The organism is Caballeronia glathei (assembly GCF_000698595.1).
Lineage (GTDB): Bacteria > Pseudomonadota > Gammaproteobacteria > Burkholderiales > Burkholderiaceae > Caballeronia > Caballeronia glathei.
Genome location: NZ_JFHC01000039.1, coordinates 15,760 through 42,752, shown reverse-complemented (window position 1 = coordinate 42,752; position 26,993 = coordinate 15,760). Strand labels below are relative to the sequence as shown.

21 protein-coding genes and 4 pseudogenes are annotated in these 26,993 nt (G+C 58.5%); 4 read left to right on the top strand and 21 right to left on the bottom strand.

Features of this window, described 5'->3' with window-relative positions:
• The 3 genes from BG61_RS22910 to otnK all read left to right on the top strand — a co-directional run bounded on the left by BG61_RS22910 (nucleotide 1) and on the right by otnK (nucleotide 3,152).
• The gene (locus tag BG61_RS22910) at nucleotides 1-918 is read left to right on the top strand and encodes an NAD(P)-dependent oxidoreductase (protein WP_051672724.1); all 918 of its coding nucleotides are present in this window, start codon (nucleotides 1-3) and stop codon (nucleotides 916-918) included.
• A complete protein-coding gene (locus BG61_RS22905) occupies nucleotides 915-1,784 on the top strand; it encodes an NAD(P)-dependent oxidoreductase (RefSeq protein ID WP_035942093.1) in 870 nt (289 codons plus the stop codon). The genes BG61_RS22910 and BG61_RS22905 overlap by 4 nt, the downstream gene beginning before the upstream one ends.
• Nucleotides 1,785-1,871: 87 nt before the next feature.
• A complete protein-coding gene (gene otnK, locus BG61_RS22900; protein WP_035942089.1) occupies nucleotides 1,872-3,152 on the top strand; it encodes a 3-oxo-tetronate kinase in 1,281 nt (426 codons plus the stop codon).
• Nucleotides 3,153-3,273: 121 nt separating this feature from the next.
• Here otnK and BG61_RS22895 read toward each other — a convergent pair whose 3' ends face one another.
• On the bottom strand, nucleotides 3,274-4,692 hold the full coding sequence (locus tag BG61_RS22895) for an aldehyde dehydrogenase family protein (RefSeq protein WP_035942087.1): 1,419 nt from the start codon (nucleotides 4,690-4,692) through the stop codon (nucleotides 3,274-3,276).
• Nucleotides 4,693-5,261: 569 nt separating this feature from the next.
• Here BG61_RS22895 and BG61_RS22885 point away from each other — a divergent pair.
• Nucleotides 5,262-6,191 (top strand): LysR substrate-binding domain-containing protein, encoded by a 930-nt coding sequence (locus BG61_RS22885; protein WP_035942086.1) that lies wholly within the window; start codon nucleotides 5,262-5,264, stop codon nucleotides 6,189-6,191.
• 66 nt (nucleotides 6,192-6,257) lie between these two features.
• Here the strand turns inward: BG61_RS22885 and BG61_RS22880 are convergent, their stop codons facing one another.
• From BG61_RS22880 to BG61_RS22790, 20 genes and pseudogenes are all read right to left on the bottom strand, one after another.
• Nucleotides 6,258-7,223, bottom strand: coding sequence for a 2-hydroxyacid dehydrogenase (locus tag BG61_RS22880; protein ID WP_035942082.1), 966 nt, complete (start codon nucleotides 7,221-7,223; stop codon nucleotides 6,258-6,260).
• Nucleotides 7,224-7,248: 25 nt separating this feature from the next.
• Complete coding sequence (locus BG61_RS22875; RefSeq protein WP_035942077.1) at nucleotides 7,249-8,046, bottom strand: HpcH/HpaI aldolase family protein; 798 nt, start codon at nucleotides 8,044-8,046, stop codon at nucleotides 7,249-7,251.
• Nucleotides 8,047-8,089: 43 nt separating this feature from the next.
• Nucleotides 8,090-8,749, bottom strand: coding sequence for an aspartate/glutamate racemase family protein (locus BG61_RS22870; protein ID WP_035942071.1), 660 nt, complete (start codon nucleotides 8,747-8,749; stop codon nucleotides 8,090-8,092).
• A 62-nt stretch (nucleotides 8,750-8,811) separates the two neighbouring features.
• The gene (locus BG61_RS22865; protein ID WP_035942065.1) at nucleotides 8,812-9,654 is read right to left on the bottom strand and encodes a hypothetical protein; all 843 of its coding nucleotides are present in this window, start codon (nucleotides 9,652-9,654) and stop codon (nucleotides 8,812-8,814) included.
• 155 nt (nucleotides 9,655-9,809) lie between these two features.
• Entirely contained in the window at nucleotides 9,810-11,201 is a 1,392-nt protein-coding gene (locus BG61_RS22860; RefSeq protein ID WP_035942058.1) for an MmgE/PrpD family protein, read from the bottom strand.
• A 117-nt stretch (nucleotides 11,202-11,318) separates the two neighbouring features.
• Nucleotides 11,319-12,776 (bottom strand): NAD-dependent succinate-semialdehyde dehydrogenase, encoded by a 1,458-nt coding sequence (locus tag BG61_RS22855; RefSeq protein WP_035942057.1) that lies wholly within the window; start codon nucleotides 12,774-12,776, stop codon nucleotides 11,319-11,321.
• Nucleotides 12,777-12,837: 61 nt separating this feature from the next.
• A complete protein-coding gene (locus BG61_RS22850) occupies nucleotides 12,838-13,857 on the bottom strand; it encodes a zinc-dependent alcohol dehydrogenase family protein (RefSeq protein ID WP_035942055.1) in 1,020 nt (339 codons plus the stop codon).
• 137 nt (nucleotides 13,858-13,994) lie between these two features.
• The gene (locus tag BG61_RS22845; protein WP_035942054.1) at nucleotides 13,995-15,383 is read right to left on the bottom strand and encodes an MFS transporter; all 1,389 of its coding nucleotides are present in this window, start codon (nucleotides 15,381-15,383) and stop codon (nucleotides 13,995-13,997) included.
• Nucleotides 15,384-15,888: 505 nt separating this feature from the next.
• Nucleotides 15,889-16,347 carry a hypothetical protein gene (locus BG61_RS22840; protein WP_152565238.1) on the bottom strand — a complete coding sequence of 153 codons (459 nt, stop codon included), beginning with the start codon at nucleotides 16,345-16,347 and terminating at the stop codon, nucleotides 15,889-15,891.
• Between the two features lie 423 nt (nucleotides 16,348-16,770).
• The gene (locus BG61_RS22835) at nucleotides 16,771-17,211 is read right to left on the bottom strand and encodes an SET domain-containing protein (RefSeq protein WP_035942052.1); all 441 of its coding nucleotides are present in this window, start codon (nucleotides 17,209-17,211) and stop codon (nucleotides 16,771-16,773) included.
• 488 nt (nucleotides 17,212-17,699) lie between these two features.
• Nucleotides 17,700-17,879, bottom strand: a pseudogene (locus tag BG61_RS22825) (HU family DNA-binding protein); the annotation flags it as partial.
• Between the two features lie 191 nt (nucleotides 17,880-18,070).
• Nucleotides 18,071-18,540 (bottom strand): annotated as a pseudogene (locus tag BG61_RS40255) (RNA polymerase sigma factor region1.1 domain-containing protein); the annotation flags it as partial.
• Nucleotides 18,541-19,054: 514 nt separating this feature from the next.
• Nucleotides 19,055-19,444, bottom strand: coding sequence for a hypothetical protein (locus tag BG61_RS22815; RefSeq protein ID WP_051672722.1), 390 nt, complete (start codon nucleotides 19,442-19,444; stop codon nucleotides 19,055-19,057).
• A gap of 684 nt (nucleotides 19,445-20,128) precedes the next feature.
• Nucleotides 20,129-22,306 (bottom strand): M1 family metallopeptidase, encoded by a 2,178-nt coding sequence (locus BG61_RS22810; RefSeq protein ID WP_035942040.1) that lies wholly within the window; start codon nucleotides 22,304-22,306, stop codon nucleotides 20,129-20,131.
• A 575-nt stretch (nucleotides 22,307-22,881) separates the two neighbouring features.
• Nucleotides 22,882-23,098, bottom strand: a pseudogene (locus BG61_RS44850) (hypothetical protein); the annotation flags it as partial.
• A pseudogene (locus BG61_RS40250) lies at nucleotides 23,071-23,454 on the bottom strand (DUF4158 domain-containing protein); the annotation flags it as partial. The pseudogenes BG61_RS44850 and BG61_RS40250, both read right to left, overlap by 28 nt.
• 578 nt (nucleotides 23,455-24,032) lie before the next feature.
• The gene (locus BG61_RS22805; RefSeq protein ID WP_081868155.1) at nucleotides 24,033-24,902 is read right to left on the bottom strand and encodes an SDR family NAD(P)-dependent oxidoreductase; all 870 of its coding nucleotides are present in this window, start codon (nucleotides 24,900-24,902) and stop codon (nucleotides 24,033-24,035) included.
• A 61-nt stretch (nucleotides 24,903-24,963) separates the two neighbouring features.
• Nucleotides 24,964-25,389, bottom strand: coding sequence for an Rrf2 family transcriptional regulator (locus BG61_RS22800; RefSeq protein ID WP_035942038.1), 426 nt, complete (start codon nucleotides 25,387-25,389; stop codon nucleotides 24,964-24,966).
• 70 nt (nucleotides 25,390-25,459) lie between these two features.
• Nucleotides 25,460-25,762, bottom strand: a complete 303-nt coding sequence (locus BG61_RS22795) for an antibiotic biosynthesis monooxygenase (RefSeq protein ID WP_035942032.1) — start codon at nucleotides 25,760-25,762, stop codon at nucleotides 25,460-25,462.
• 161 nt (nucleotides 25,763-25,923) lie between these two features.
• Nucleotides 25,924-26,781 (bottom strand): sugar phosphate isomerase/epimerase family protein, encoded by an 858-nt coding sequence (locus BG61_RS22790; RefSeq protein ID WP_035942026.1) that lies wholly within the window; start codon nucleotides 26,779-26,781, stop codon nucleotides 25,924-25,926.
• Nucleotides 26,782-26,993 lie beyond the last annotated feature (212 nt).

Genomic DNA, 26,993 nt, shown 5'->3' with positions numbered 1-26,993 from the left:
ATGCGTATCGGTTATATTGGGCTGGGTGCCATGGGTGGCGCGCTCGCGCGTCATCTGATCGGCAAGTTTCCGTTGAGCGTGTTCGATTTGAACGAGAAGACTGTGAGTGCTTTCGTCGAACTGGGCGCCACAGCGGCAGCAACGTCCGCGGAACTCGCGCGTAACAGCGACGTCGTGCTGCTTTGCTTGCCGAGGAGCTCGGACGTCCAGGCGGTGCTCTTCGGTGCTAACGGAGTGGCCGATGGGCTAGCGCCGGGAAAGATCGTCGTCGATCAAACCAGTGGCGTGCCGGCAGAAACCAACGGGTTCGCTCGTCAACTCGAAGAGATGGGCGTCACATTGTTCGACGCACCTGTCTCCGGTGCGATGGCTACGGCCATTGCCGGGACCATTTCGATCATCGCCTCGGGCCCGCACGACGCGTTTCAGAAGACGCTGCCGGTACTGCACGCGATCAGCCCGAACGTCTTCCATTGCGGCGAACGCGTGGGTAACGGTCAGACCATGAAGACCGTGAACAATATGATGAACGTCAGTTGCCGCCTGGCGACTCTGGAGGTCGTGGCCATGGGGCGAAAGTTCGGCCTGCCCCTCGAACTCATGACCGAGGCGATCAACGCAACGACGGCTCGTAACTACACCTCGCAGGGCATGCTGCCTGCCATCGCGGAAGGGCGTCAGTCCACCAAGTTCTGGCTTGCGCTTCAAGTGAAAGACATCCATCAGGCGATCGGTTTGGCCGCAGAGCAGAAAGTCCCGATGCCCATAGGCGGCGCTGCGCGCTCGCTTCTGCAGATCGGCCTAAATTCGCTCGGCAAGGACGCCCAACTCGAACAGATGATCGGCGTCATCGAGTCGATGGCCGATACCAAGTTCGCTGATTTGCAGAAGAATGTCGCGAACCAGGAGGCAAAGTGACTACGATTGCAATGGCGGGAAGCGGTGATATAGCCGCGTTTGTCGCGCGGGCGTTGGCGAAGACGCATTCGGTTCGCATCTTCGACACAAACAATGGCTCTCTGCAATGCGAGGGCGCCGAACAAGCGAAGAGCGTTGTGGATCTGGCCAAGGGCGCAGACGTCGTCGTGCTATGCACCGATGCCGATGACGCGCGCGAGGCGCTGTTTCGCGACACGGACTGGCTGAAGGGCATCTCCGTTGTCATCGACTTGGGGCAAGGTGACCCGGACAATAGCCGGTCGCTTTCGAAGAACTTGAACGACATCGGCATCACGCTTGTCGATGCACCTCTTCACACCGAGAACACTGAAGCGATTGCGGACGCATCGGCGATTTTCTTTGGTGGCCCGGCCGACGTGCTCGGTTCTGTGCGACCGATTCTTGAAGCGGTGTGCCCGAAGGTGATTCACTGCGGCGATGCCGGGAGCGGGCACGCCATGCGTCTGGTCGTCGCGGCAGTTGCGGCATGCAACCGCCTCATCACCTATGAGTGCGCCGCCATGGGCGCCAAGAACGGACTCACGGTTGCAGATATGGCCACCGTCCTGAACAAAAGTTCGGGTTACAACAGCGCGTCCGCGCGTGTGCTTCCGGCTCTCGCCGCGAATGGGCAAACGGCTGATGCAACGGTGGGCGACTGCGCAAACGACTTGAGGAAAGCATCGGCGCTAGGCATGCGTTACGGGGCACCGATGCTCATCGCAACGATGGTCCGGTCCACGCTGGATGCTGCGTCCCACCGACTCGGCAAATCGGCGAGTATCGACGAGTTGGCGAAGATCTGGGAGATCGATGCGGGGTTGCCGGCATCAAGCTCCCATTGATTCTCCGATGAACTCTGCGGACAGCGGTTCGCGCAACTGATTCCAACAACCAATACGGGGCAATGGAATCCCCGAGGGAGCGAAGCAATGGCGCAGGCACTGCTCGGCTGCATCGCCGACGACTTCACTGGCGCGACCGATCTGGTCAATATGCTGGTGCGCGGCGGCATGCGCACGGTTCTAACTATCGGTGTACCGGATACGGATGTAAAAATCGAAGCCGATGCGCTCGTCGTCGCGCTAAAGTCGCGCACGATTCCTCGCAAACAAGCCGTGCGGCAATCGCTCGATGCGCTGGAGTGGTTGCGCGCACAGGGCTGCCGGCAGTTCTTCTTCAAGTATTGCTCGACGTTCGACTCTACCAATCGAGGCAATATCGGCCCGGTCGCGGATGCGTTGCTCGATGCGTTGAGGGGCGACTTCGCCATCGCCTGCCCGGCGTTTCCGGAGAACGGCCGAACGGTCTTTCGCGGCAATCTTTTCGTCGGCGACGTGTTGCTGAACGAATCGGGCATGGAGAATCACGCGCTCACGCCCATGTCCGACTCCAATCTCGTACGGGTGTTGCAGCGGCAGACCAAGTCCATAGTCGGACTCATTCGATACGACATCATCGCGAAAGGCGCAGAGGCCGTGCGTGCGCGCATCGAAGAGTTGAAGGAGGACGGCGCGCGGATGGCGATTGCCGACGCACTTTCGGATGCCGATCTGTACACAATCGGCCGGGCATGCCGAGACCTCTCATTGGTTACTGGCGGGTCGGGAATAGCGCTCGGGTTGCCGCAGAACTTCCACTCGGCGGACCTGCTCGTGTACGCGGGCGATGCCGCCGATCTTCCGCGCATCGACGGCGGCTCGGTCGTGCTCGCCGGGAGCGCATCGAAGGCGACTAATGCGCAGGTGGCCGAGTGGCGTGCATCGCGGCCGAGCTTCCGCATCGACCCGATCGCGCTGTCTCGCGGCGAACCGGTGGTCGAGCGTGCTGTCGAATTCGTGTGCGGACACGATGAAACGGTGCTGATCTACGCCACCACGTCGACGGACGAAGTGAAGCTTGCGCAGAAGGAATTGGGCGTTGAGAAGGCGGGGCATTTGGTCGAAGCTGCGCTGGCCTCCATCGCGTGCAAATTACGTGAAGTGGGGGTGCGCAAGTTCGTTGTTGCAGGCGGTGAAACGTCAGGTGCAGTGGTTCAGGCGCTCGACGTCCGCTCGCTGCGCATTGGACCGCAAATCGATCCTGGGATACCGGCGACGCAATCCATTAGTGCCAAGCCGCTGGGACTAGCTCTGAAGTCTGGCAATTTTGGGACGATCAACTTCTTCGCCAAAGCTCTGGAAGCGCTGAACGGCGCGCAAGTGGCCGCATGATGAAGATGCACCTGATGTGGCGAAACGCCTTCCATTTGAGCTATGCAGGAAGACGCTCCACGAGGCGTGACCATTTTTGCATCATGTAGCGTTCCTAGCATCTAGCGCACCGCACGTCTCGTCAGTCGAAGCCGATCATGGCTTTGGTCTCGAGATACTCCTCGAGCCCGAAGACACCCATCTCTCGTCCATTACCGGAACGCTTGTAGCCGCCCATCGGCGCTTCGGTGTTGCTCGTCGCACCGTTGAGAAAGACACGGCCCGCCTGAAGTTGACGACCGACGGAACCACCTCGCTCCCGATTGGATGAGAACACGTAAGCGCCTAACCCGTACGGCGTCCCATTCGCGATCTCAATGGCTTCTTCCTCCGTGCGATAAGAAATGACGGCTAGCACAGGACCGAAGATTTCTTCTTGCGCGATGCGCATCTGTGGCGTCACGTTGGAGAATATGGTGGGTTTTACAAAGTAACCGCGCTCAAGTCCGTCCGGACGACCGACGCCGCCAACGCGAACCGTAGCGCCCTCCTCGATGCCAATCCTGATGTAGTCTTGCACTCGCTCGAATTGCAGCTCGTTGACGACTGGGCCCATGGTCACCTGCGGGTCGAGCGGGTTCCCTACTCTCACTGCCTTCGCTTCTTCCTGAAGCAATGCCAACAGTTCCTCTTCTTGGCTGGCCTGGACCAGGATGCGTGTAGGCGCATGGCACGACTGACCGGAATTTGAAAATGCGCGTGTGACGTTCCATTTGGCCGCGGCGCGTAAGTCCGCATCGTCGAGAATCACGTTCGCCGATTTTCCCCCTAGCTCCTGCGCAACCCGCTTGACGGAGGGCGCGGCCGCTTGTGCGATCAAGACGCCGGCTCTCGTGGACCCGGTGAACGACACCATGTCGATGTCCATGTGCTTGCTAATAGCATTGCCTACAATCGGGCCGTCGCCAAGCACGAGGTTGAAGACGCCCTTCGGGACGCCCGCCTCGTGAAGCACTTCCGTGAGATGGATCGCACTCAACGGAGTGAACTCGCTCGGCTTGAGAACCACCGTGCAGCCGACAGCCAGCGCATAGGCGAGCTTGGTTGCGAGAAGCTGAAGAGGCCAGTTCCACGCGGTGATCAGGCCGCACACGCCAATAGGTTCGCGACGAACCGTGTTGGGCCCCAGGCGGTACTCGAACTCGTACTCGCGAAGCGTCGCAAGTGCCTGCTTGAGAGAGCCGAGCGCGGCCGGTACATGAATCTTCTGCGAAATCGGTGTACCCAGTTCGAGCGTGACGACTTCTGCGAGCTCGTGCTCGCGCCGAACGAAGCGGTCGATGATGGTTTCGAGGAGTTCGATGCGCTCGTCCTTCGACGTCCTGCTGAACGAGGCTAGGGCAGCGCGCGCGGCCTTCACCGCTAGATCGACGTCTTGCGTGCCGGCCAACGTAACACTTGCGATCGGTTCCTCGGTAGCAGGGTTCACCAAGGTCCATTCGCTACGGCTAAGCGGAGAAACCCATTCGCCGTTGATATAGCATTTCTCGTACGATCGCATATGCATCTCCAGTTTGATTTAGTCGGCCACGTCTCGCTTGGGCGTGACCTTGTGAATTGTGTGCTTGGCTTGATTGCGGCCCGTGGACCAAGCGCTATTCGCGCTCAAGCGCCGAGATTCATCGCAGGCCGCCTGCGCTCTGGCGGAAAGACACACCAGCTCCCGTCGGCGTGACGAAAGAAGATGAACGCTAAGGGACGGTCGTCCCCTGGGCCTTCAACACGCACGAATCTGTATTGCTCGTTGCAACCGTGGCTGAACTGCGTGACGCGTATTCCGCTCGCCACTCCAAACCACTTATCGACGAGCGTGCGTAGCGATGTTCCCGAAAGGCTCACTGCTGTCTCCTGCTCTACGTCGACGCCGAAGCGCCTGGCCATCTGCCGCATCCAAAGCGACGATGATAGAAGTTTGAAATCGCACAGACGTTGGGTCAAGTCAGCTATTATGGTGCCGTGGTAAGCGGCGCTAACCGACACGAAGAATCATGAGCGTCATGCTGAGACAACGCCCGCGCCCGTTGAAGCTCCAGTCTTCTAACCGGCCGAAATGAAGGAGACACAATAGAGATGGAACTTCGGCATCTTCGATATTTCATTGCGGCCGCAGAAGAAGAGCACTTTGGACGGGCCGCCGTGCGGTTGCACATCACCCGACCCGCCGTCTCGCAGATCATCGCCGACCTGGAAAGCGAACTGGGAACACCACTTTTCGAACGGCTCGCGCACACGGTAAAGCTCACTGCGGCCGGGCGCACGCTGTTGCCCCAGCTCGTGCGGGTCATGGACGATTTGAACGAAGCGATCATCCTGACCAAACGTGTTGGACATGGCATGACAGGGACGCTGCGTATCGGATACGGATCGCTGACTCTGATGCATTCGATCTTTCGCGCCGCAGTCAAGCAATTCCGCGAGACGTATCCGGAGATCAGTCTTTCGCTGGTCGAACTCTCGACCTCGCTACAACCTAAGGCTCTCGCAGCGGGTAAGATCGATGCCGGCTTCATGCACTTGGGGCCAAGTCCGCATCCGGGCAAGCGGCGCACTGAGATCAACATCGAGCGCGAAGGCATCGTTCTCGATTCCTTATGCATTCAGACCGGCCACCTGGGTGTCGCGGTTTCAAACGACCATCGATTTGCGCGGAGGAAGTCGCTTACGCTCGCCGATCTCGCGGACGAAGGGTTCGTAGTCGATCCAAAGTCCAGCAGTAGTCTGAGCTATGGGCAGTTGCATGCGTTCTGCCAGGCAGCCGGGTTCGAGCCGAACATCGTCCAGGAGGTGAGCACGATCGCCTCGCAACTCAACCTTATTTCCGTCGGCATGGGCATCGGATTGGCGGTCATGGGCAAGAACTTCCAATATCCGAGCGACCTGACGGTCATCCCACTGACGAACCTGGACTATTCAACTCGCTTTATCTTCGGATGGGTACGCAGGCAGAACGATCCGATTTTGGACAAGATGATCGAGATCGTGAATAACCTGTCGAAGTAGTCGGGTTGGCGTTGTAGGGCGCGACGCAACTGGGGCCTTCAATCTCGCCCCAGCGCGCACGTTCTATCAGCGATGCAACACTTCCGGATTGATCATATTTGACTTTAACGTGCCGTTCAGCGCGCTGATGAGGTTCTCGGCAGCGTTCTTGTTCATTGCGCGTCGCGTCTCATGTGTGGCGGAGCCGATATGCGGCAACGTCACCACGTTGTTCATCTTCAGGAGCGGCGACTCAACCGAGAGCGGCTCTTCCAGATAGACATCGAGCCCTGCGCCGGCAATGGTGCCGTCTTTGAGCGCCTCGACGAGCGCCGCTTCGTCGACGATCTGCCCGCGCGACGCATTGATCAAAAACGCGCTGCGCTTCATCGCCTTCAGTTGCGGCGTGCCGATCAGGTTGCGCGTCTCCGCGGTCAGGGGCGGCTGTAACAACACGAAGTCGGACGTGCTGAGAAGTTCCTCCAGTTCCACCTTTCTCGCTCCGTACTCGCGTTCAGCGCGCTCGTTGACGCCGTGGCCAACGTACAGAACCTTCATCTCGAAGCCCATGGCAGCGCGCCGGGCGACCGACGTTCCGATACGGCCCAGTCCAACGATACCCAGCGTCTTGTGATGAACATCCACGCCAAACTTATCCTCACCGATTTTCTTGGTCCACTTTCCAGCCTTCACGAACGCATCGAGTTCGGCGAGGCGCCGGGCCGTGAGCAGGACCAGCGAAAACGCAGTGTCGGCGGTCGACTCCGTAAGGACATCCGGCGTATTGGTCAGCAAGATGCCGCGTTGATTCAGATAGTCGATATCGAAGGCATCGAATCCCACCGATACGGTGGATAACACCTTCAGACGTGTCGCGCCCGCGAGCGTTTCCGCGTTCATCTTCACGCCGGTTCCGATGGCGCCGTCAGCGTCCTTGAGCGCGTCGATTAGCGCGTTTGGCTGCTTCGGATCGACGATTGCAACATCGGCGTGAGAACGCAGGTACTCAATCGTTTCCTCGGGCAGCGGCTTATAAACTACGATTTTGTTCATTAACAAGATCCTTAAAGGACAGCAGTCAGAGGTCGCGCATCATCGCGGCCTTTGCGCTTGCTCCGCTCACCAGAAACGAGATGTCGGTGCCAGTCGAGACATATCGCGCGCCCATTTCCACGAACTGCGCGACGAGTTTCGGATGAGCATTGAGGCCGCCGACACCGAGGTGCTTGCCGTGCTTTCGACATGCGGCAATGCCCTTCGTGTAAGCGTCGCGCACGCTCTCATGCTCGAACTGACCCGCAATGCCAAGCGATGCGCACAGGTCGTTGGTCCCGATGAAGAGCAGGTCCACGCCTTCGATCGCGGCAATCTCGTCAATCACGTCGAGCGCTTCCTTTGTCTCGATCATGATGACGACCATCGTCGCGTCGTTGACCGCCTCACCCACTTCGGAAGTCGGAAACGAGCGAAAGCCCATGTGCGGCAGCACGCCGCCGTGAGAGCGTTCGCCCAGGGGCGGAAACTTGGCCGCACGAACGACCTGCCTCGCCTGCTCGGCGGTCTCGACATGCGGCGCAATGACCCCCAGCGCGCCACCGTCCAGAATGCGGGCGATCACATCCGACGTGAGATTCGGCAGGCGAACGAATGGCGCGATACCTGCGTTCATGGCCGAGATACAGATTTGGCTCGTCGTTTCCATCGACAGCGTGCTGTGCTCTAGGTCAATGTAAAACGTATCGAAACCCGCAGTTTTGGCAATCGTTACGATCTCAGCCGTTCTGACCAGTCGAACCGTCATGGAGAGCGCCACTTCATCGCGCGCCAGTTTCTCCTTGACGACGTTTCTAACTAGTTCCCGCGCGGTTACTTTCATGTTGTCCCCTCGAGTACACAAGAAGCGCTTGCGCGCTTTCCGTTTAGCGCATGTTGGCGAGTGCTCGCTTGAGCGCTGCGACACCGCTTTGCGGGCTGGATAGCACAGGGATGCGCACGCCCTGTAACTGCGGAACGAGTCGCGCCATTGAAGCCTGCGCCAGCACGACCACGTCTACCTGCTCCGTCAGAGCCGAGATCGTGCCCTTCACGATCTCGTCATGTTTCGCGGCGTCGCCACTGAGCAGCGCCTCGAACGCGCCTTCCGCGATCCCCTCCGTCACGTCAATCGTGCGGCCTAGTTCCGCCGCCTTTTTCTTGATCAGTCGCACGGTCGGTTCGAGCGTCGTCGAAACAGTTGCGACGACGCCGATTCGGCGGCCAATCGAGCTCGCTTCCTCGGCCATCGCCTCATCGATTTTGACGATCGGGGTTGTAATGAAGTGGCGGACGTAGTCAACTGCTTCGCCAACCGAGGAGCATGCGTTCAAAATAATGTCGGCATGCATCGCTTGTGCATTGGACATGTATGAGCTTATTCGACTGGCAACTTCGGGCGTCAGATGCCCGGCAGTTCGTACATCGGCAAGCAAGCTGTCGTCAATCATATTTATGACGCGCGCCTCAGGAATTTGCTCGCTGATTTGATCCTTTATTGGCTGAACTGTAACCGGCCCGGTGTGAATTACGGCAATCGTAGTCATAGCCTAAGAGGGTTCCGTATAAGAGCAACGTTAGACGATATGCTTTGTTCGACGCAGTAGCGTCAGAATGTTGGCATCACGATACGGAAGAATTCCGTTTCCTCTACCGCCCTGAGCGGCACAGGACCTTCGTTCGCGTCGAACTCAAACGCCGAGTGAAGACCGTACTCTTTGCCTTCAAAGCTGACCTTGCCCTTACTCAGGAAGAGCAACTCGATGGACGGTTGCAACCCTGCGGGAAACGACGCCCCGGCTTCCACCTTCACAAAACCGATTCGTGTATTGCGTTCCGTAAACGAGCCGAGCCATTTTGAAAAGACGCCATTCGTCGGTTCTGGAATCCAGGCATAATTCGCCGGGTTCATCAGTACAAGGTCGTTGTATCGCGGCTGAGCATATTCCAGCTTGCGACCCATCACTTGTTCGAAGCAGGCCTCAAATCCGTCTTGGTTATGCTTCTTGCCCGACTCGTCATACCAAGTGTAGATACCGTCCTTAAATTCGCCTTTGGTTTTGAGCAACTGATTCGCCGCCTCACGCTCTTCGACGCTGACGAATCCGTACCCTTGCGCGCCACCTAACTGGCAGACCATCATCTCCAAGCCTTCGGGACGATCTTGCGGTCCGTAGTACACGCTTTCTGGGAAGTACCCAACCCAACCTTCGGGCATGCTCTTACCCTGTCCGTACGGGAAGCTGCCTTTGATTACATAGCGAATCTGATCGAAGTTGTGACGGTGACTTGGCGCTGTCCAGCCGCCGGCGCCTGTCCGGCCCACATTAATCAAATAGTTGTTGGGAGAGCCAGGCTTTCCTTGCAACAAGAACTTCTGTTCAAGGACCCCTTCCCGCATGTTGCTTCCAATCCTGCCGAAGTCTGTCGACGACGCTTCTGACACTCGCATTTAAGCCTCCTTACGGTCATTACATGCCCGCGTTTCATTGCGGATGCGCCCGACGGCGCAAATTCAAATTCGTTGAAACCATTAGTATTCCTGCGTTCGGTACACACTTCCCTTTTTGCTGACGAATAACACCGCGTCACGCGGTTCATTCCCTGCTATGACTTTTCGGCTACGGCTCGCAGTACGTCGGTAGCGTCACCGACAGCTTCGAGCCGACGGATCATTCGCTCGGCCTTTTCGATGCCGGCATCCGACGGAGCCACGGCCGCAACGGATGCGCAACTTGCAAACTTCTCGGAGAGATGCTTCCAGGTAAGTGGTGCTTCGGGGCTGCCAGGAACCTTGCTTCCGAGCCGCTCGAACACCTGGCCGTCTTTCGTCGCAATCTCGATTCGGCCGTCAGGCAGCTTGAACGTCCAGTTCTGGCTCGGGTCCTGTACTGGCGTCACCTTGGCCGCCATCGCGAGCACATCGGGATCTTTCAGCGCTTTCACAGTGAAATCGGCTATATCCATTTTTCCCCTGCTCGCCGCAATGCCCACGATGAACGGCAAGCTCATCTTTGCATCGACGAGCGTGGCCGGCGCGCGGCGAACGTCGAGCGGCGTGCACATGGTGTACGTGAAATCGCCGACATAGGTCCGAATCGTCTCGATGTCTTTCGCAGCGATCTGCTTCTCCTTCATCAACTCGATGACGGCGTGAATATAGGTATGGGAATTCCCGACTGCGGGCCATGCCTTATAGAGCGTCGTGCTTCCGAGAAACTGCTCCCCTAGCCCGTCAAGCATCTTCTCGCGATCGTACTTCCCGCCGAAATAAACGTTGAATATCCCGGCCTTTCCTTCGAACAACGTGTCTATGCCCGTAATGCCTTTCTGCGCGAGCAAGGCGGCAATGACGACACCCTTCGCAGTGAATCCGGCGTACATGCCACGCAAGTCACTGCCGGTTGCGAAGATCACTTCCATCGTCCCGCACGACTGCTGGCTCGCGATACCGAACGCATGTGAGGTCTGCCTGGCGGACAGTCCGAGTATGTGAGCCGCGGACGCCGTTGCGGAGAATGCGCCGACCATCGACGACAGGTTCCAGTTCTGATTCCAGCCGACATTGCAACGCAGGCGTGCGAAAAGATCCTGCCCGATGGCGACGGCGGTGATGATCTTCTTGCCCGACACGCCGCCCATGCGTTCGGCTAATGCAAAAACGGACGGCACGATCGAGCTCGCTGCGTGTGCGCCCCACGGAGTTTGGTCGTCGAAGTCCAGACAGTGAGCCATCGAACCGTTAGCAAATGCTGCCGAAATTGCCGGCAGTTTGCCGCCGAAACCGAGGACGGTGCTCTCTGCGCTTCCGCCGCTTTGTTCGAGCAGTTCTACCAAACCTTTCACCGCAGGCTCCATACCACTCGCCGCCAATGCCACGCCCAAGGTGTCGAGAATAGTCTTCTTCGCGGATTCGATTGCGTCGTCGGGCAGATCTTCGTAGCGTGTATTCGCTGCGAAGTCGGCAAAGTGATGGCAGAGGTCCAGTTCGTCTTTCATGAAGGAGTTGCTCGGTAAATCAGGGCTTATCGTCGTTTTGATTCTGCGCGTCGCACTTGTTTAAGTACAGTTCGTTTTACCCGCCAGCTTGGTAAGTTTCGCTGACTTCAGCGCGCATCAAGTCATTGAAGCGTACTTGATGTTCTGAAACGCCCGAAGGCCTTCGATGCCGCCTTCTGAAAACATCCCGCTCTCTTTATGACCGCCGAATGGCGTTTCCGGATAAGTGACGCGCCAGCCGTTGCAGATAACATTGCCCGCTTCGAGGTCATTCACCGCGCGGTGGAGCGTTTCGAATTCGCGCGCATGCACGTAAGCGCCGAGGCCGTAGGGCAGTCGGTTCGACAAGGCTATTGCTTGATCGTAGGTATCAAACGGCGTCAATGCCGCGATCGGACCAAATGGCTCGGCGTTTGACAGCTTCGCTTCGATGGTCGCGTCGGCAACAATTGTGGGTTCGTAGAAGAACCCCGAGCGATCGATCCTCTTACCGCCGGTGGTTATGCTCAGCCCGCGCTGCTTGGCATCGGCAACGAGATCCTCGATTGCTTTGAGACGCCTTTCGCTCTTCAGTGGCCCCATCTGCGTCGCGAAATCAAAGCCGCAACCCACGACGATCTGCTTCGCCTCCGCGGTCATAGCGTCCACAACATCCGTGTAGATTGAGCGTTGCACATAGAAGCGTGTCGGGGCGAAACATACCTGTCCCGAGTTGGCGAACTTGGCGGCAACCGCGCGTTTGGCGAATGTTTGAACGTCAATACCCTCAAAAGCCAACACGGGTCCGTGACCGCCTAACTCCATGATTGGACGCTTCATGTGTGCGACGGCCTGCTGCGACAGCAACTTGCCAACAGCGGTCGAACCGGTGAATGTAACGGCACGCACGACAGGACTTTCGAGCAGCTTGTTGGACATCATCACGGGTTCGCCAGCAAGCACCGACAACACGCCAGTTGGCAGACCGCATTCGTGCACAATCTGGCCTAGCGCGAACGCGCATGCCGGTACCTCTTCGGAAGCGCGAAGCACGATCGAACAGCCCGCACCCAGAGCGCCTGACATCTTTCGTGAGGGCGTAACTAGCGGCCCATTCCAGGTGACGAAGGCGGCAACAGGACCCACAGGTTCAACAAGCGCCATCTGGCGCGCGTTTAACTCTCTTGCCGGGATGACGCGTCCGTACGCGCGTCTACCCTCCTCAGCCGCCCACTCCCACATCCCGGCCGCCACTTCTACCTCTCCAAGCGCCTCATTCCACGGCTTACCTAATTCCAGGACCAAGAGTTCAGCGAGGGCTTCCGCTCGCTCGCGCATACGATCCGCAACGCGCCGCATAAGTTTGCTGCGCTCGAACGCAGATGTGTTTCGCCAGGTGTCGAAGCCCTTGCTCGTAGCCGCAAGCGCTTCATCAACGTCAGCTTCCGTCGCCATCGGCACAGGGCCAAGAGCCAGACCAGTCGTTGGATCGATGACATCCATGGAAAAGCGACCGCTTTCATATCTCATCTCACCTGCGATGAGCTGGCCCAACTTGGGATACCGTTTGGCCGCTTCGGCTCTGGTAAGGCTCATTTGATTCCTTTTCCTTATTTCTATATCCACGCGGACGGCACTTTCAACTACGACGCTCTTACTACATCAAGAACACACCCTTGCCGCCGCTCTGACGATTAAAGGTTTGATAAGCCTGCTCTGCCTGGTCCAAGTGCCAACGGTCGGTGAACAATGCGTCGAGATTGAGTCCTCGGTCTACTACGAAGTCGGCACACGCCCGCTGTCCCTGGACCGACATCGTCCACGACGTCATAATGCGAACCTGAGTGCGCAGATATTTGGCCAGCGAGAGGCTGAATTCAGAGCCGATCCCGACCAGACACACGGTGCCCCAAGGGCTTACTGAGTCAAGTGCGTCCCTGTTTGCCGCAGCAGCGCCAGAGGTTTCCAACGCAACGCTTACGCCTTTACCACTGGTCAGTTCCCGAATTGCCTCGGCCACCGGTCCTTCGAGGGGATTGATCACCGCATCAGCGCCAAATTCTTTCGCTGTTTCGCGGCGATTTTCGTCGATATCAAGTGCAAGCACGCGGGCGCCTTGGGCTTTTGCAAGCATCGTTGCAGACAGGCCCACGGGCCCTTGCCCAAACACCGCAACGGTATCGCGACCGGATAGACCGATGCGTTCGAACGCGCCCCACGCTGTACCCGTCCCACAGGAGATGGCGGCGCCTGCCTCGAAGCTGAGCCGTTCATCTAACGGCACGAGCGTATCAGCGGGAACTTTCATGTAGGGGGCGTGTGCGCCGTGAGCGTCAGTTCCATACACCGTGATCGGCGCGGTTCGGCACATCTGCGGCCACCCCGAGCGGCAGTCCGGGCAACCCATGCATCCGCTGTAATGATGCACCATCACGCGCGCGCCAATGCGTGCATGAGGTCCCACCGCGCCCGGGCCAACTGCGACGACCATTCCACACGGCTCATGTCCGGCGATAACCGCCGGAACTTCTCCAGCCGGTCGGCGATACCAGTGCAGGTCGCTTCCGCACATCCCGGAAGCCTTGATTTCGAGAACGACCTCGCCAACGCCCGGGGTTGGATCTGCAAAGGTTGCAAGTTCGAGAGTAGAGTCACCGCGAAAGACAATACCGCGCATGTCCGAATTTCCTCTTCTGTGTTGAATCGACGATTGCACCAGTCAGAGCACGCTGTAATCACTATAGCGAGCTCTGTGTGAGCGCCCCGTCCGGGGCGCGTGCCGCTCGACCTCGTATGTGAAAAATCACACCTTGTTTAGTGTCGGTTCGCGGTAGACGCGAGCGCAGTCTGGGCCTCAGGCATTTCCTCAGGCTCTAATGCCTCAAGCGATTGTTGATTGGTCTCGATACCAGCCACCATGATCAGAATCGCGATGAAGATATATGCTCCAGAGATGGCGAAAACAACGCCGGAGATTCCGAAGCGGTTGAATAACTCAAGCACGATGAAGGGCGAACCAATCAAACCAAGCCGTCCAAACATTTGAGCCACGCCGCCCCCACGGAATCTATATTCCGTCGGAAACATTTCTGGTGTCATACCCAGACCGAGGGTCAGGAATATTGCCACTGACGATACGAGCAGGAAGCCGCACGAGATGATCGCTGTTGCCGATGTGAGGAACGGGTAGATCGCTCCCAGGCAAGCGCACACGCCCGCGAACACCATGATCGCAGTACGTCGTCCCATCTTGTCCGAGACGTACGAAAGGAACAGCGGTCCCGCAATCCAGCCACCCATCATTGCCGCAGTGAAGCCCAGCGAATGGGTTACGCTCATGCCTTGCTTGACAAAGAACGTAGGCATCCAGCCGGTGAGGCTATACGACCCAAACAAGCAGACAACGTTGACCACGATCGCAAGGAGAGTACGCCGGATTACGTTCCTCGAGAAGAGTGTCGAGAGCGGTACCCAATGCGGCTCGTTGGCCGGTTCTGTTGCTTGTGGAGAGGACGACAGCGGCGTCGTAACGCCGGCATCTTTTTCGATCGCCCGCATAATCTCTTCCGCCTCAGCATGGCGACCCACACGCTCCAACCAACGGGGTGACTCGGGAAGGTGACGACGCATCCACCAGACCCAAAGGGTACCGATACCGCCAATCACGAACATTGGGCGCCATCCGATCCAAGGAACAACCAATGTTGCGACCACTGCTGTAACGAAGACGCCCGAGCCTCCGATCAGCGCGAGTTTCCCCAGGTATCTGCCGCGATGCGACGGAGGAACAAATTCAATGATGAGGCCGTACCCCATGACGTACTCAGCACCCATCCCAATGCCCATAATGAAGCGAGCAGCGATGAGCCACGGCATCGATGGGGCGAGTGCCGACACAAGCGCCATTCCACCGAAAATCGCAAGGTTGAACTGGTAAGCGAAGCGGCGTCCAAACTTGTCGCTCAACCAGCCTGCGAGTGCTGCACCAATTGTCAGGCCGACGAACGTTGACGACATGAAAACGGAATTCAGCTGCAACGTTGACCAGCCGCTTTTGAGCATTGCGGCAAGGACGGAACTTGAAAGCGTATTATCGAATGAGTCAAAAAACATACCCATTCCGATTAGCCATAAGACGCGCGTATGGAAAGGGCCGATCGGAAGGCGATCAAGCCGCGCACCAGCATTCACTCTATTGCTCATCCAAAGTCCCCTGATAAGACCACCACACTAGTCACTCCCATAGAAGCTCATCACTACGCCGCGCGGGAAAGTGTTACCGCAGTCGCCGGTTTTGAACGCCCACGCAGCGCACGGCTGCTTGCCGGTAGCTGCAGTTGATGCGCACATCAGGAACGAATAAAACATCGCCTTCTGCTGGCGAATGAGAGACTGCTTCGGTACAAACTCGTTGGTGGCACCGAGCCTCTTTTGACATCTCGCTCCGCACGAGATAGCGCTTTGAGGCTTGACTGTTGTCCGGAAAGCGCCCCGATCAACAGCAGATTGGCGCGGCACACGCCACCATTGGGGTGGACGGGCTCGTCGAAAGTTGTCTCCGTGCTTATTCGGCTAATAGCCATCTTCTGAGTCTAGTTTGCGCTGTGAACTCCGCTGCGTACAGTTGATTATTCTTCTTAGTGGGTAAGCTAAGCTAACCGCCGACACACCCAGTGAGAGCGTGCAACAGTTGGGGAGGTCGATTTTGTCAGGCTGGCGTGGCGTACGACATGGTTGCACGCTCTGTTCTGTTCGTTGGTCGGTGTCGTTTGGCGGACGCTGCCCCGATGGATTCGCCCTGACGCGACGTGGCTATTCTGAGTGCGGAGATGCGGCGCGGCGAGAGTTCCCCGTTTAAAACGGCGACCCTCACCAGCGCCATGCAGTGCGCCCCTTCGTCAGTCCAGCGCATCTGTCGCTTCTTGGCCATGCGGTGGCTGACGACCTGGTTCACCGCGGACTCGGCAATGCTGCTGCTGATCGGCAGGCCCTTGCGATACCGAGCGCCATAGTTGACCAACGTGTGCGCGTTGTTCCTCAAGTAGCAAGAGACGGTGTTCAGGTTCCACCAAAGCGTGCTGAATTCATACCCTTCCCTCGTCAGTAGCTGACTGTCCAGTGCCTTGATCCGCTCCACCGCCTTGCCGCCCTTGCCATGCCAGACCATCCACTTGGCGTAGTGATTTCGGTCTCCATCGACTCCTGTTCCAGCGAGGCGCTCATCTTGCTGCCGAACACGGAACGTTGCGCCTCCTTGAACTTCATTGCGATGTGGAACCAATCGAGGATCCGGCCGCGGGCGAGCTGACTGCCCTGGACGTCCCAGGCACGGCAGATCCTGTGCGTAAGTCCCCGGCTGCGCGCCCACAAGCACATCCAGACGATTCAGTTGCGCCTCCAGCGCCGCGCGCAGGCCGGGTACGTAGACCTTGCCTGCCTTAGAAGCGCCTGCGCCTGAGCGATCTCTTCTGCTTCGTCGCGCGCAGTAGTGGCGCCGGCGGGCTAGACTCCCATAGAGGGGGGACCATTCGCACTGGCAAATAAACTGCCACCGCCACCACGTAGGAGTTGGTAAGAAACCCCAGTTTAACTACCTCGTCGCCAGCATTGTGCCCCTGCATTGACGTGACACGCAGCAACACGAGTAGATTCGCTTCACCGTCGCGCTCAGCCGCCCTGCTACCGTCAGCTGATAGTCGATGAAAAGCTCTCGGCCCTCCTCGATATTGCGGATTGCTCGAATGAACACCCTGCTCCCCTGCTGCTCCGCTTCACAGTTCGGTGCGCAACTGTGGTTGAGCCATCGCGCGGAATTGCCCCCGGTCGCACCGTCGATCACTTGGCCGTCGTCCAAATCGAAGAAGAAGGTGTGGCCATCGGCAGCGCTCGAGCGCTCGTAGCTGCGCTGGGCCTGCCTCCACGAGACGAGTTTCCCTTTGTATTCGACGATCTGCGCGCCGGCAGGAATGGTGGTCAGCGCGAACACGCCGCGGCCATGAACGGGAGAATTGCGACCAACGATACGACGCATGACTGTGTAGTGTGGTGATTGCTACAAGGATGAATGGGATTTCCCGACGAGCGGGGTCCCGCTATGATGATGGCATCGTAAATTGTTGTCACCTACCGATGGCCTCCCCTCCCCTTCGCGTGCGCATGAGGCGCAAGCCCGTACGTGGCACACTTGCGCGATATGAGGACCGTATAGTCGAAGTCCTCGGGGAAGCCCGCGGCCAGCGGGTGATGATTCGCTCGATACACCCGGACGGGATCGAACGCCGAACTGCGGTGAAGTGGGTGAACCTGCTGCCATTGGACGGCCAACTGTTCTAGTTCGCGAGTGCCTTTCGAGGGGGATAGGCAAGATGGGCGCCTGTCGATCTTCTCCTGCGTCCCGCCTGGAGGCAACGCGAACGGATCCAACCAAGGGCACAAATATTCCAACCTCCGCGAGCTCTCGGTGCGAGAGACAGACGAATAGCTTCGACTAGGGCCGGTCACTGCGTCGCTGTTCCCCGTCTATTTCGAGCCGCGCCTGAGCTTTTGACTCGCATGAAAGGTGACGACGCGTCGCGCCGCAATGCTAGTCGTTTCGCCCGTTTTCGGATTGCGTCCGGGACGCTGCGATTTCTCGCGCAGTTGAAACTTGCCGAAGCCAGACAACTGCACGTCTTCGCCGCTTTCCAGCGGGTCGCGCATCTCCCAACGCTTGCGGAATTCGCCGCGCACCGGAAAGGCGCGACGACGAGCATGCTCTAACATCCGCGCCGTCGCCCTGTCTTTTCCCAGCCTTTGCGCATGGGGAAAGTAACTTTGAGAACGCCCCAAAGAGGCAAATAGTGGTTTCGCGGCGCGTCGCGCCGAGGCTATCAACGGCTTTGTCGAGTGCCTTGCGTCCCACCCATTTCTCGCATGTACATGCGCACGGGGTCGGTCGTGCGGCCGAACTCGGAGTCGACTGTCGTGAGCGGGACTTCCGCTTCCTCGTCTGCCTGGTCGTCCGATACAGTCGCCGGCGCGGCGTCGCTCAGAAGCAGCGTCTCCGCGTCGGGCGCTTGCTCATAGACAGCCACGCCCATGTCATTGAACGTGCTGACGATGCTTTCGATGGCAGCGGTTTGCGCGATGTTGTCGGGCAGGTGATCGTTGATTTCCGCGTGGGTCAGGAAGCCTGGCTCCTTGCCCAACTGGATCAGGCGCGCATCTGGCGCTGGCGCTCTTCGTCCTGCAACGCTGTGGACGCAGCACCCATCGGTAGCAAGGCTGCGACGGCCTTACCCTTCGAAGCGCGCCGAGCCGGAGTTTTCCGCTCCGATGCGGCCGTGTTTTGTGCTTTATCTTCCCGATCAAAACTTTCCATTGACTCTCCTCGACAGGTTTGCTTGGCGCTGGCGAACAGGCGATAAGCACCGCGTCCCACGCGACACTCGGGATCACGGCTTCAGGCGCAGACGACATACAAGGATCACAACGAGCAAAGGACGCGGCCCGCGTAGGAGGCGGGCCGGTTTGGAACGGCGTACAAGACGCGCAAGCTCTAATTGGACCAGAGATTGGTGCGTCCTACCAATTAACCACCTGTCCCATCTCGATCGAACGGTTACGATGGACGGGAAATCGGTTCCTCTTCGAGGCGAATCGAGACGCAACTATTCTTCACCCGACTTTCACGCCGCACTCACTCAACGGCACTAGGCTTTGCGCCACTTTCGCTTAGGGCCGCCGCTTTTCGGTCCGCTGTCGGCTTCGCCCGCCTTGAAACGCTCAAGCCGCTCGCTTGCTGCCGACAGCGCGCTATGCGACGCACGCTGCAACTGCAGATCACCACACTGGCTTCGCGTTGCTGAGTCGGATGATGCGTTCCGCTGCGGCATTCATGACGTCCTCGTGGAATTCAGTTCAGATTCGGTCGTGCGCACGAGTTGCATGCCCTGCTCCAATTCGCACTGCAGGTGCGCGCACCCCTCGGGGCACAGGGCCTGCTCCATGTGCAGGCTCGCCGCGCCTAATAGGTGCAGCAGCGACTGTAGGCGCGTGTCGTTGTTGGCAAGAATGTGATCGCGAAGGCGCGCCTGCAACTCTTTAACCGCCCGATAGGCGGTTTCGGACGGCTCGCCATCGAAGTCCGACGGCAAGTCACACGCATGCGCGATCGCCTCCCACGCGACGGACAAACGCGCCATCGGCGTCGCGTCTTGGCCACCCGGGGCGTGCCTCTCGCACGGCTCGATCGGTGGCTCGGCGTCCTGCTCGCTTAAGTTCATGGTCTGTCTCCTGTGTCGCACGGCGTCGCAGGCTCGCGGCGGCCGTGCGTTGCTCCTCGCCACGCGGGATGCAGGGGCGCGTCGTCCAGCCTGCCGGAACACCTCATCAAACGGCTCTCCGCGTACCTCGATGCGAGGAATTGAAAAGCGAGGAGTTTGCCGAGAGTGCGGGCGTGCCGGAGCAGCCCTTTCTCAATTGTAGGGCAGATAAGACGGTCGCCAAACGCGTGCGGCGACAGTTGCGCCTCGCCGTCCAAAGGCCGATGTCGGCCCACTCCGATGCGGCGGCTTCCGCCGAAAAATCCGGGTGTCATTTAAATCAGGCAAGGGAGGGAACCATTGCGCTCGAGACACGTCCCCGCTGCGGTAGCCGTCGATCGCACCCGAAATTGAACGAACGTTCTCTGTAAGTGTTATGAAAAGTTACTCTGAGAACGAAGCGCACTCTCGGACGAGTGATCACCGCTGGTTCGCGAGGACCGGGCGCCGACCTGCCCGCTGCTGGTGTTTGTGGACGACGCGACCCAGCCGGCTGATGGAGCTGCAGCCACGGAGTCGTACCCTCAGCTATTTCGAATTAACACGCGCTTCGCTTTATCGCCCCTAGCTGGCTAATAATGCGGCAAAAACAACGTCTCGCCTCGCATACTCCGCGAGTCGGGACGTTCCGTTCTTACAAGTTGATTACTCAGCCGTGGTAGTACGCGCCTTGGCCTTGCCCTGGTAATGCAGTACCTGGCGTTCCGTTTCCGGCCGCGGCGTAGCCAGCATCTGGCGCAGCGCCACTGCATTCGACGGCGTCAGCGAGCCGATCGTCGTCGCCCGCGAAGGATTCGCGAGGCCCGAGGTCACGAGCATTTTCGCTTCCATCTGCAGATTGGTCAGCAATACCGGATCCGACGCGATCGTGCTGCTTTGCGTGAGCAGCTGGCTCCATGCGTTGTCGCCGTAGTTGATCACGTAGTAATCGAGCCCGGTCGGGTCCGCGACCACTGGGGAGCAGCCGTTCAACCGCACCTGCATCTGCGTGTCCTTCAGCGCCACCGCCTTGCGCTTGATCAGGCCGTCGCCGTAAGCGAGCGTCACCGGCACCGTCCATTGAATACCGGGATACTGATTCTGGTTCGGATACGGCGTCTGCTTCAGCGTGACGATCGTCTTGTTGGTCGTCAGGTCGCACTGCGTGTCGAGCGAAACGAGCGGTACGCCCGTCTGCCGCACGTAGCTGTCGCCGATCGCCTCCATCGGTTCGCCGCTTGCCTTCGCGAGTTCCTTCCACAGACGCTTCGGCGTCGTGTTGCCGAACGAGTAATCGGCCAGATACGACTGCAGGCCCTTGCGCATCACGCTGTCGCCGAGATAGTTCTCGATCGTCTTCAGCACCATGCCGCCCTTGTCGTAGGTGAACGCGCTGGCGCGGATCACGAAGTCGTTCGAGGCCCAGTCGTTGAAGTTCGGCTGGATCGGGAACGCCGTGTTACGCAAATCGCGTTGCATCACCGCGTACTTGGTCTTGACCTCGTCCACCCAGTTGAAGCGATCGGGGAAGAACTGGATCTTGGTCTTGTTCTCGAAGTACGTGGCGAACGACTCGTTCATCCACACGTCGTCCCACCAGTCGAGCGTGACCAGATCGCCGAACCACTGGTGCGCGGCTTCGTGCGTGAGCACCGTCACGCCGTAGTCGGACATCGTCGTGCCGGGAGCGGGCAGGATGTCGTCGGCGAACTCGAGAATGGCGCCCCAGTTCTCCATGCCGCCGAAGTTCAGGTCCTTCTCCTCTTTGAACGCATCATTCGCGGCAACCGTGTCGAACTTCGTGAGCGGCAGGGGAATGCCGGTATAGCGATAGTAGTAGTCGAGTGCCTGCTTGGTCTGCTTCATCGCGGGCACGGCCCAGTCGCGCATGCCGGGCGGCGTGAAGATGCGCAGGTGCATGCCCTTGTGATCGGCGAGCGGACTCACGAAGTCGTCTTCGAGCACGTCGAACTGGCCGCCGCCGAAAAACAGCAGGTACGACGGCATCGGCGGCGTCTTCTCGAACGACACCCGCTTGTAGCCGCTATCCACGCTGGCAGGCGGCAATTCGGCCGCATTCGATACGACGCGCCAGTTCTGCGGCACTTCCGCCGACACTTCGTAGGTCGTGCGGAACGCCGGTTCGTCCCAGCCCGGGAACCATTGCCGTGCAAGGTTGCTTTCGCCTTGCGTCAGGATTGCGCCGCTCGTCGTGCCGTCCGTCGACTTCAGGTCGACGCGGAATACGCCTTCGGCCGCGGAGCAGCCGGGGTACTTGTCGTCGCCGCAGCTTCCGCCAGTTTGCGTGGCCGGGTCGTCATAGGTCTTGAAGTTGATGAAGCCCTGCCATTCCATGTGCAACGAATAGTTGCCGGCGGGAATGTGGCCACTGGCCGGCCGCAGTTGATAAAAGTCGCCCTGGTCTTCCGGGGTGGCGATCAGCTCAATATTGCCCGGCTGCAGGATGGTCTTGCCGTTGACGAACTTGATGCGGTGTCCGGCAATCTCGATCTGGTTGACGTTCTTCGTGATCTGCAGTTCGACATCCGCGCGGCCGTCGAAACTCGACAGATCCGGATTCGGGCGGAACCACAGCTTGTAGTTAATCGGCTTGACGGTGTTCGGCAATTCAACCGGCTTCACCGTCTTGTTGATGGTTTTGTCGGCCACGACCTGCGCGGTCGGCGGCGTCAGCGCGGCGGGCTGTGAGGCGGGTACGCCGCCGCCCAGTTGCGACGACTTGTTCGAAGCCAGGCCTACATCGTCTGCACCACCACAAGCGCTCAATGCCAGCGTACCGGCCAGCATCAGGGACAGCGTTTTCAACGGAAAAGGCGTATGCATTGTTTGTCCTCGTCGGATAAAAACATCTTTTAAAAAATGAGCGTTCTATATATCGAAGCGGTATTGAATAAAATTACGAAAAAAGATCTCCACCACGCGCTGAAAGCGAATGAAATATAATCAATGAAAAGGACGTGCGCGGGTCTCGACCCGTATTGCCGATATCAATGCTTAAAACGTGAACTGAAGAAAATCCAAGACGCGGCAATGCAATGCCCGGCTGGCGCCGTGCATCAAAACATGTCTCGCTCCGCCGATCGCAACCTACCTGAATATACGCATTCGACTTACTAACTGTTTATTACACTGAGCGGTAGAGTAATTGTGCAATCGTCGGCGTGTCAACTCTGTTGCAAAATATTTCCAGCCCGCGCCTTTATGCAGTCTGGTTGGATGCAACCAGAAATCAATTGATGGCGGAACTTTGTAGTGAAATGTGTGGCAGAATTTACAGCTAGACCCGGCCAAATAAGAACAATGACCGGTTTTTAAATATTGGGATTCAATCGACAATTGCTTCTGAAGCCGCTGTTAACTTAGCGAAGTGGAAGGAAGCCCTAGCAGGAGATATCTGTTCAGCAACCCGAAGACCGTTTGGTGCTGCTTGATCGGTGAATTCGCACCAAACGACGAATCGCGCGGCGCTTCCGATAGAGCGAAGCACGCAGCAGATGTCGCTTGAGCGCGAAGTGCCGACGGATCGGACGGAAAATTCGTCACGCGCCGTTCATGCTTCCGGATCAGCTGATGACTGTTCTCTGTGGCGCGGCGGGTCGCTTCGGCTCCTGTTTCAGATCGTCCCAACCAGACCTGCCGGCATTGGCGACGAGAAGCGCATCGATCCGTTCGATGACTGCTGCGCGGAGTGCGCCGGTAATCGCCCATAGATTGTTTCGTTGAGATCGTTGCGAGCCGGCCTTGCGATGCACTGCAGCGTCTCCAACGGCGACAGTTCGTACCGGCGCCGGACCAGCTCGTCGACAAGCAGCGTTGATGAGGCCGGGCAGTTCGATCTTCGTCCGGGCTTCGGCCGACGCGAGCTCAGCAAGCGAAGCCGCCTCACCCGCATCGAACGCACGGATGTCTAGCCATTCTCGCAGCAGTTTCTGGTGACGGATGCGGGCGCCCGACACGTCATACCGTAGAACGCATTAAAAATGTCAACGTTGCGTCTATAAGGTCGTCAAAACGGGGCCTCGAAGCACCCGATAGCGCGGCTAACCATACTCAGCATGGGGTTTGCCGGACGCGAATTAAAGTCGTCACTTCGCCCTTGAAGTGCGGACTTCGACGCACGGTGCCGACAGTGTTCAAGAAACATTCCGAGCGACGTATGGCAACCGCATCGGGCTGCACGCGGCCATTTGAGAGATCATCCGATCAATCGCATCAACGATCTGCTGCGCTGGAATGTCGTCACTGAATTTGCCGCCGCCTCAATCCGCGCGTAACCTGCAATCGCGCCCGCCGAAATCAAGACCTTGGACACGCGTGGACACGCGCCGCTTACATTTTTCATACAGTTCCACCGAATACATCCTTTCTGAGTTCCCTTAAATCAACCATGAACTAAGGATAAAGGCTACGTACCGGTGGCTCCAGTGCGCTGCAGTGGTACATTTTTACACTGCGATTTATGGTTCTACGGGGCTGATTCACGATGATGGGCAATACCGCGGCTCAGGACCGAATCGAACTGACAGGCGCCGGGCGCCCGGAGCGGAGATCAGTGTGGACTATGCTGCTGGATGAGCTTCCCGAACCGCCGCAGACCGATCGCGTCGGCAGCGGACGGCGACACGGCGTTCACGAGCGTAAGCATCCTGAGCAGCGAGCCGCCCATGATGTGGGCCCGACGTCGCTGGCGGATGGTGGCGAGGATATCGCGCGCGACCGCATCAGGCTCGCAGAGGGCGACGCCCATCTTGCGCCACATGTCGAAATATGCGGACTCCGACTCGGTGTTGGAGGGCGCAGGCCCGAAGAAAGAAAGCACCACGTCGGTCCCGGCAAGCTCGCGGTTGGCGCCTTGCACGTAGCTCGCCAGCGCGCCGCGGGTCGCAGCGTAGGCGCTCATAAACGGCAGCGCCACCCGGCCGTCCATGGCGCCGCCGATGTGGACAATCACTCCGCCGCCGGTTTGCTTGCGCAGTCCCGGCAGGAATGCCTGGGTCAAGCAGATGGGCCCCTTCACGTTGACCGCGAGCAGCGCGTCCAGGTCGGCCGACGTGTAGTCCTCGATGGCCTTGCGCGGCGAGATGCCCGCGAGGTTCACCACCGCATCGATCCGGCCGAGGTGGTCAAAGGCCGCCGCCGCCAGGTTCTCGAGGCTCGCCGGATCGGTGACGTCCGCGCGCAGGTAAATCGCCGAGCCGTCGTTCCGACCGGTCAGCGCCGCAGCGTCGTGCTCGCGCCGCGCCGCGAGCACCATCCGGAAGCCCTCGGCCGCGAGGAGCCTCGCCAAGGCTTGACCAAGTCCTCCGGTCACCCCAATGAGCACGGCGGTCGGCGCGTCCATGCCCCGCTCTGCAGCGGCGCGGCCGATTCCGGCGGCGTCGCCGGTGATCACAGGGTTCTTTCCAGTCAGCTTAGTCATTTTGAATCCCTTTCGGTGGATATTGGCTACTATAAAAGTATCTATTTAGAGTAAAAAAATGCTAACCGGACCTAGCCCTGATTTTGGACACCACGTCCGCCAATGTCGTCTGCCTCAACTCATTGCGGACGGCCACCTGAGTGCCAGCAAGCACGTCGCTCATGACTTCTTTGATGTTACAACTCACGACACACTCGTCCGTTTTGGGATAGGCATGGATGGCAAAAGCATCTGGAGGGTCTACCGCAGAGTAGATGTCCAAGAGAGAAATACTCTTTGGGCTTCGTGCCAGGCCATAACCACCCGACTTACCAACAGTCGTCGTAACCAGCTTCGCCTTCGAGAGTTTAACCAGGATTCTCTTAACGAAAACCGGGTTCGCGTTCACGCTGCCTGCGAGGACTTCCGACGTGAAGATTCCTTCGTGATGTACGATTGCCGCCAGTACGTGGACAGCGATCGAAAATTGAGTGTTTACTGAAGCCATTTACGGATACTATATTAGTATCCGTACTGAATGCGAGAAGAATATGCCCGGTCCGGGGTGGCAAAGTCCGCTACACATTGCGAATGGCGATGGGCGAGAGGAATCGCACCTCCTTGTCGGCAATAAGCTCCTTCGTCGCGTGGTCATAGACGCTCCGATACGGCTTCTTAGGTTGCAGAGCGAGCCATTCGTCGTGCGATCCGTTCCATACTTCGAAGAGAACTAGCTCATTCTCTGCATTCGGATCTTCATTGAGCACTGCTCTTACGAACGATGGTTCTGTAGCGATCGCTTGAATCAGCTCGTCGAGATGCGGCAAGAACTGGGACTTGGCCGAGGCAACGAGTTTGAAGCGGATGTAGAGAGCCAGCATTTTTCGTGGTTGTCAGTGTTCGCTTTGGAAATGGCGACTAGGCATCGTTGCGATGCCTGTGAATAGCATTTCATCGAACAGGAGTCGGCGAGTGGAATCTTAAAAAGCAAGACGGCCGCTAACCTGTGGTTGTAGCAGTCGGGAGACTCTCGCTATCCTGCTTAGTCTTCGAACTGGCGGATCGTCGCGTTGTATGCCCGCGTGGCCATTTCTTCCAACGGGAGCTTGCGCTCGACTTCAGAGAGAATCTCGACGCCCCACGGACCACCGAAGCCCGTTGCCTGAACTGCCTTGATAAAGCCCTTCACGTCGAGGACGCCTTCGCCCGGCAGGCGACGTTTATGACAGGTGTCCATCCACAGAGGCTCGATTGCGTAGCGGTCTGCGTCGTCCAGTTCGATGCCCTTGATGAACTCGGGCTTGATCGTGGCGATTTCCTTGAAATCGACATTGCCGCGGCTCAGATGCCATATGTCGAGCAGCAGACCGGCGTTCGCCTTGTTCGCGCCTTCGACAATGGCCTTGCCGGTTTCAATCGTGCGGACGTTACTGAAGGGCATGATTTCCAGCATGACTTGGGTCCCGCGTTTCTCAGCGTCCTCCGCCAGTGTGCCAAACTCTTCGACCATGAGCGAGACGTTCGCGGTGTCCTCGCCGATCCCCGGGCCGACCTTCACAATGCGCGCGCGCAGCTCTTCCGCGGCTTTCAGATAGTAGTAGCGCTGGCTATCGGAGGTGCGGCGACGCTCGCCGGTTTGATACCAATCGACCAAAAATTCGAACTCAACGTGCTTGATGCCGTTGGCTTCGAGGATGCGGCGCATCTCCTGGAAGCCAATCTTGTCGGCGGTGGCGTAGATGTCCGAGTGAATCAGGCCGATGCCGTCCCAACCGGCCTTCGCCGCCGCTTCGACTCGGTCCTTGAAGCTGAAGGGGCTGATTTCGGTCGGACCGAACGGATAGACATCGCCGGAGAGCGTGAAGTAGGCGGCAACGAGTTCGACTTTTGACTTGGACATGTGAGACCTCTTGAAAGTGACGACAGGCGATTCGATGCCGGTCGTGGGGAATCGATGTCCTGAACTATTACGTAGAAGTCGCAACGAATAAACAGCCTTCGAATCGTCTTGAAGTAGAGTAAAAATCGACAATCGCGCAATGTGCAGGTGGTTGCCACCTTGTGGACCGCTCCATCACGCTCATCGAATCGATTCTCCAAACTTTCGGGGCA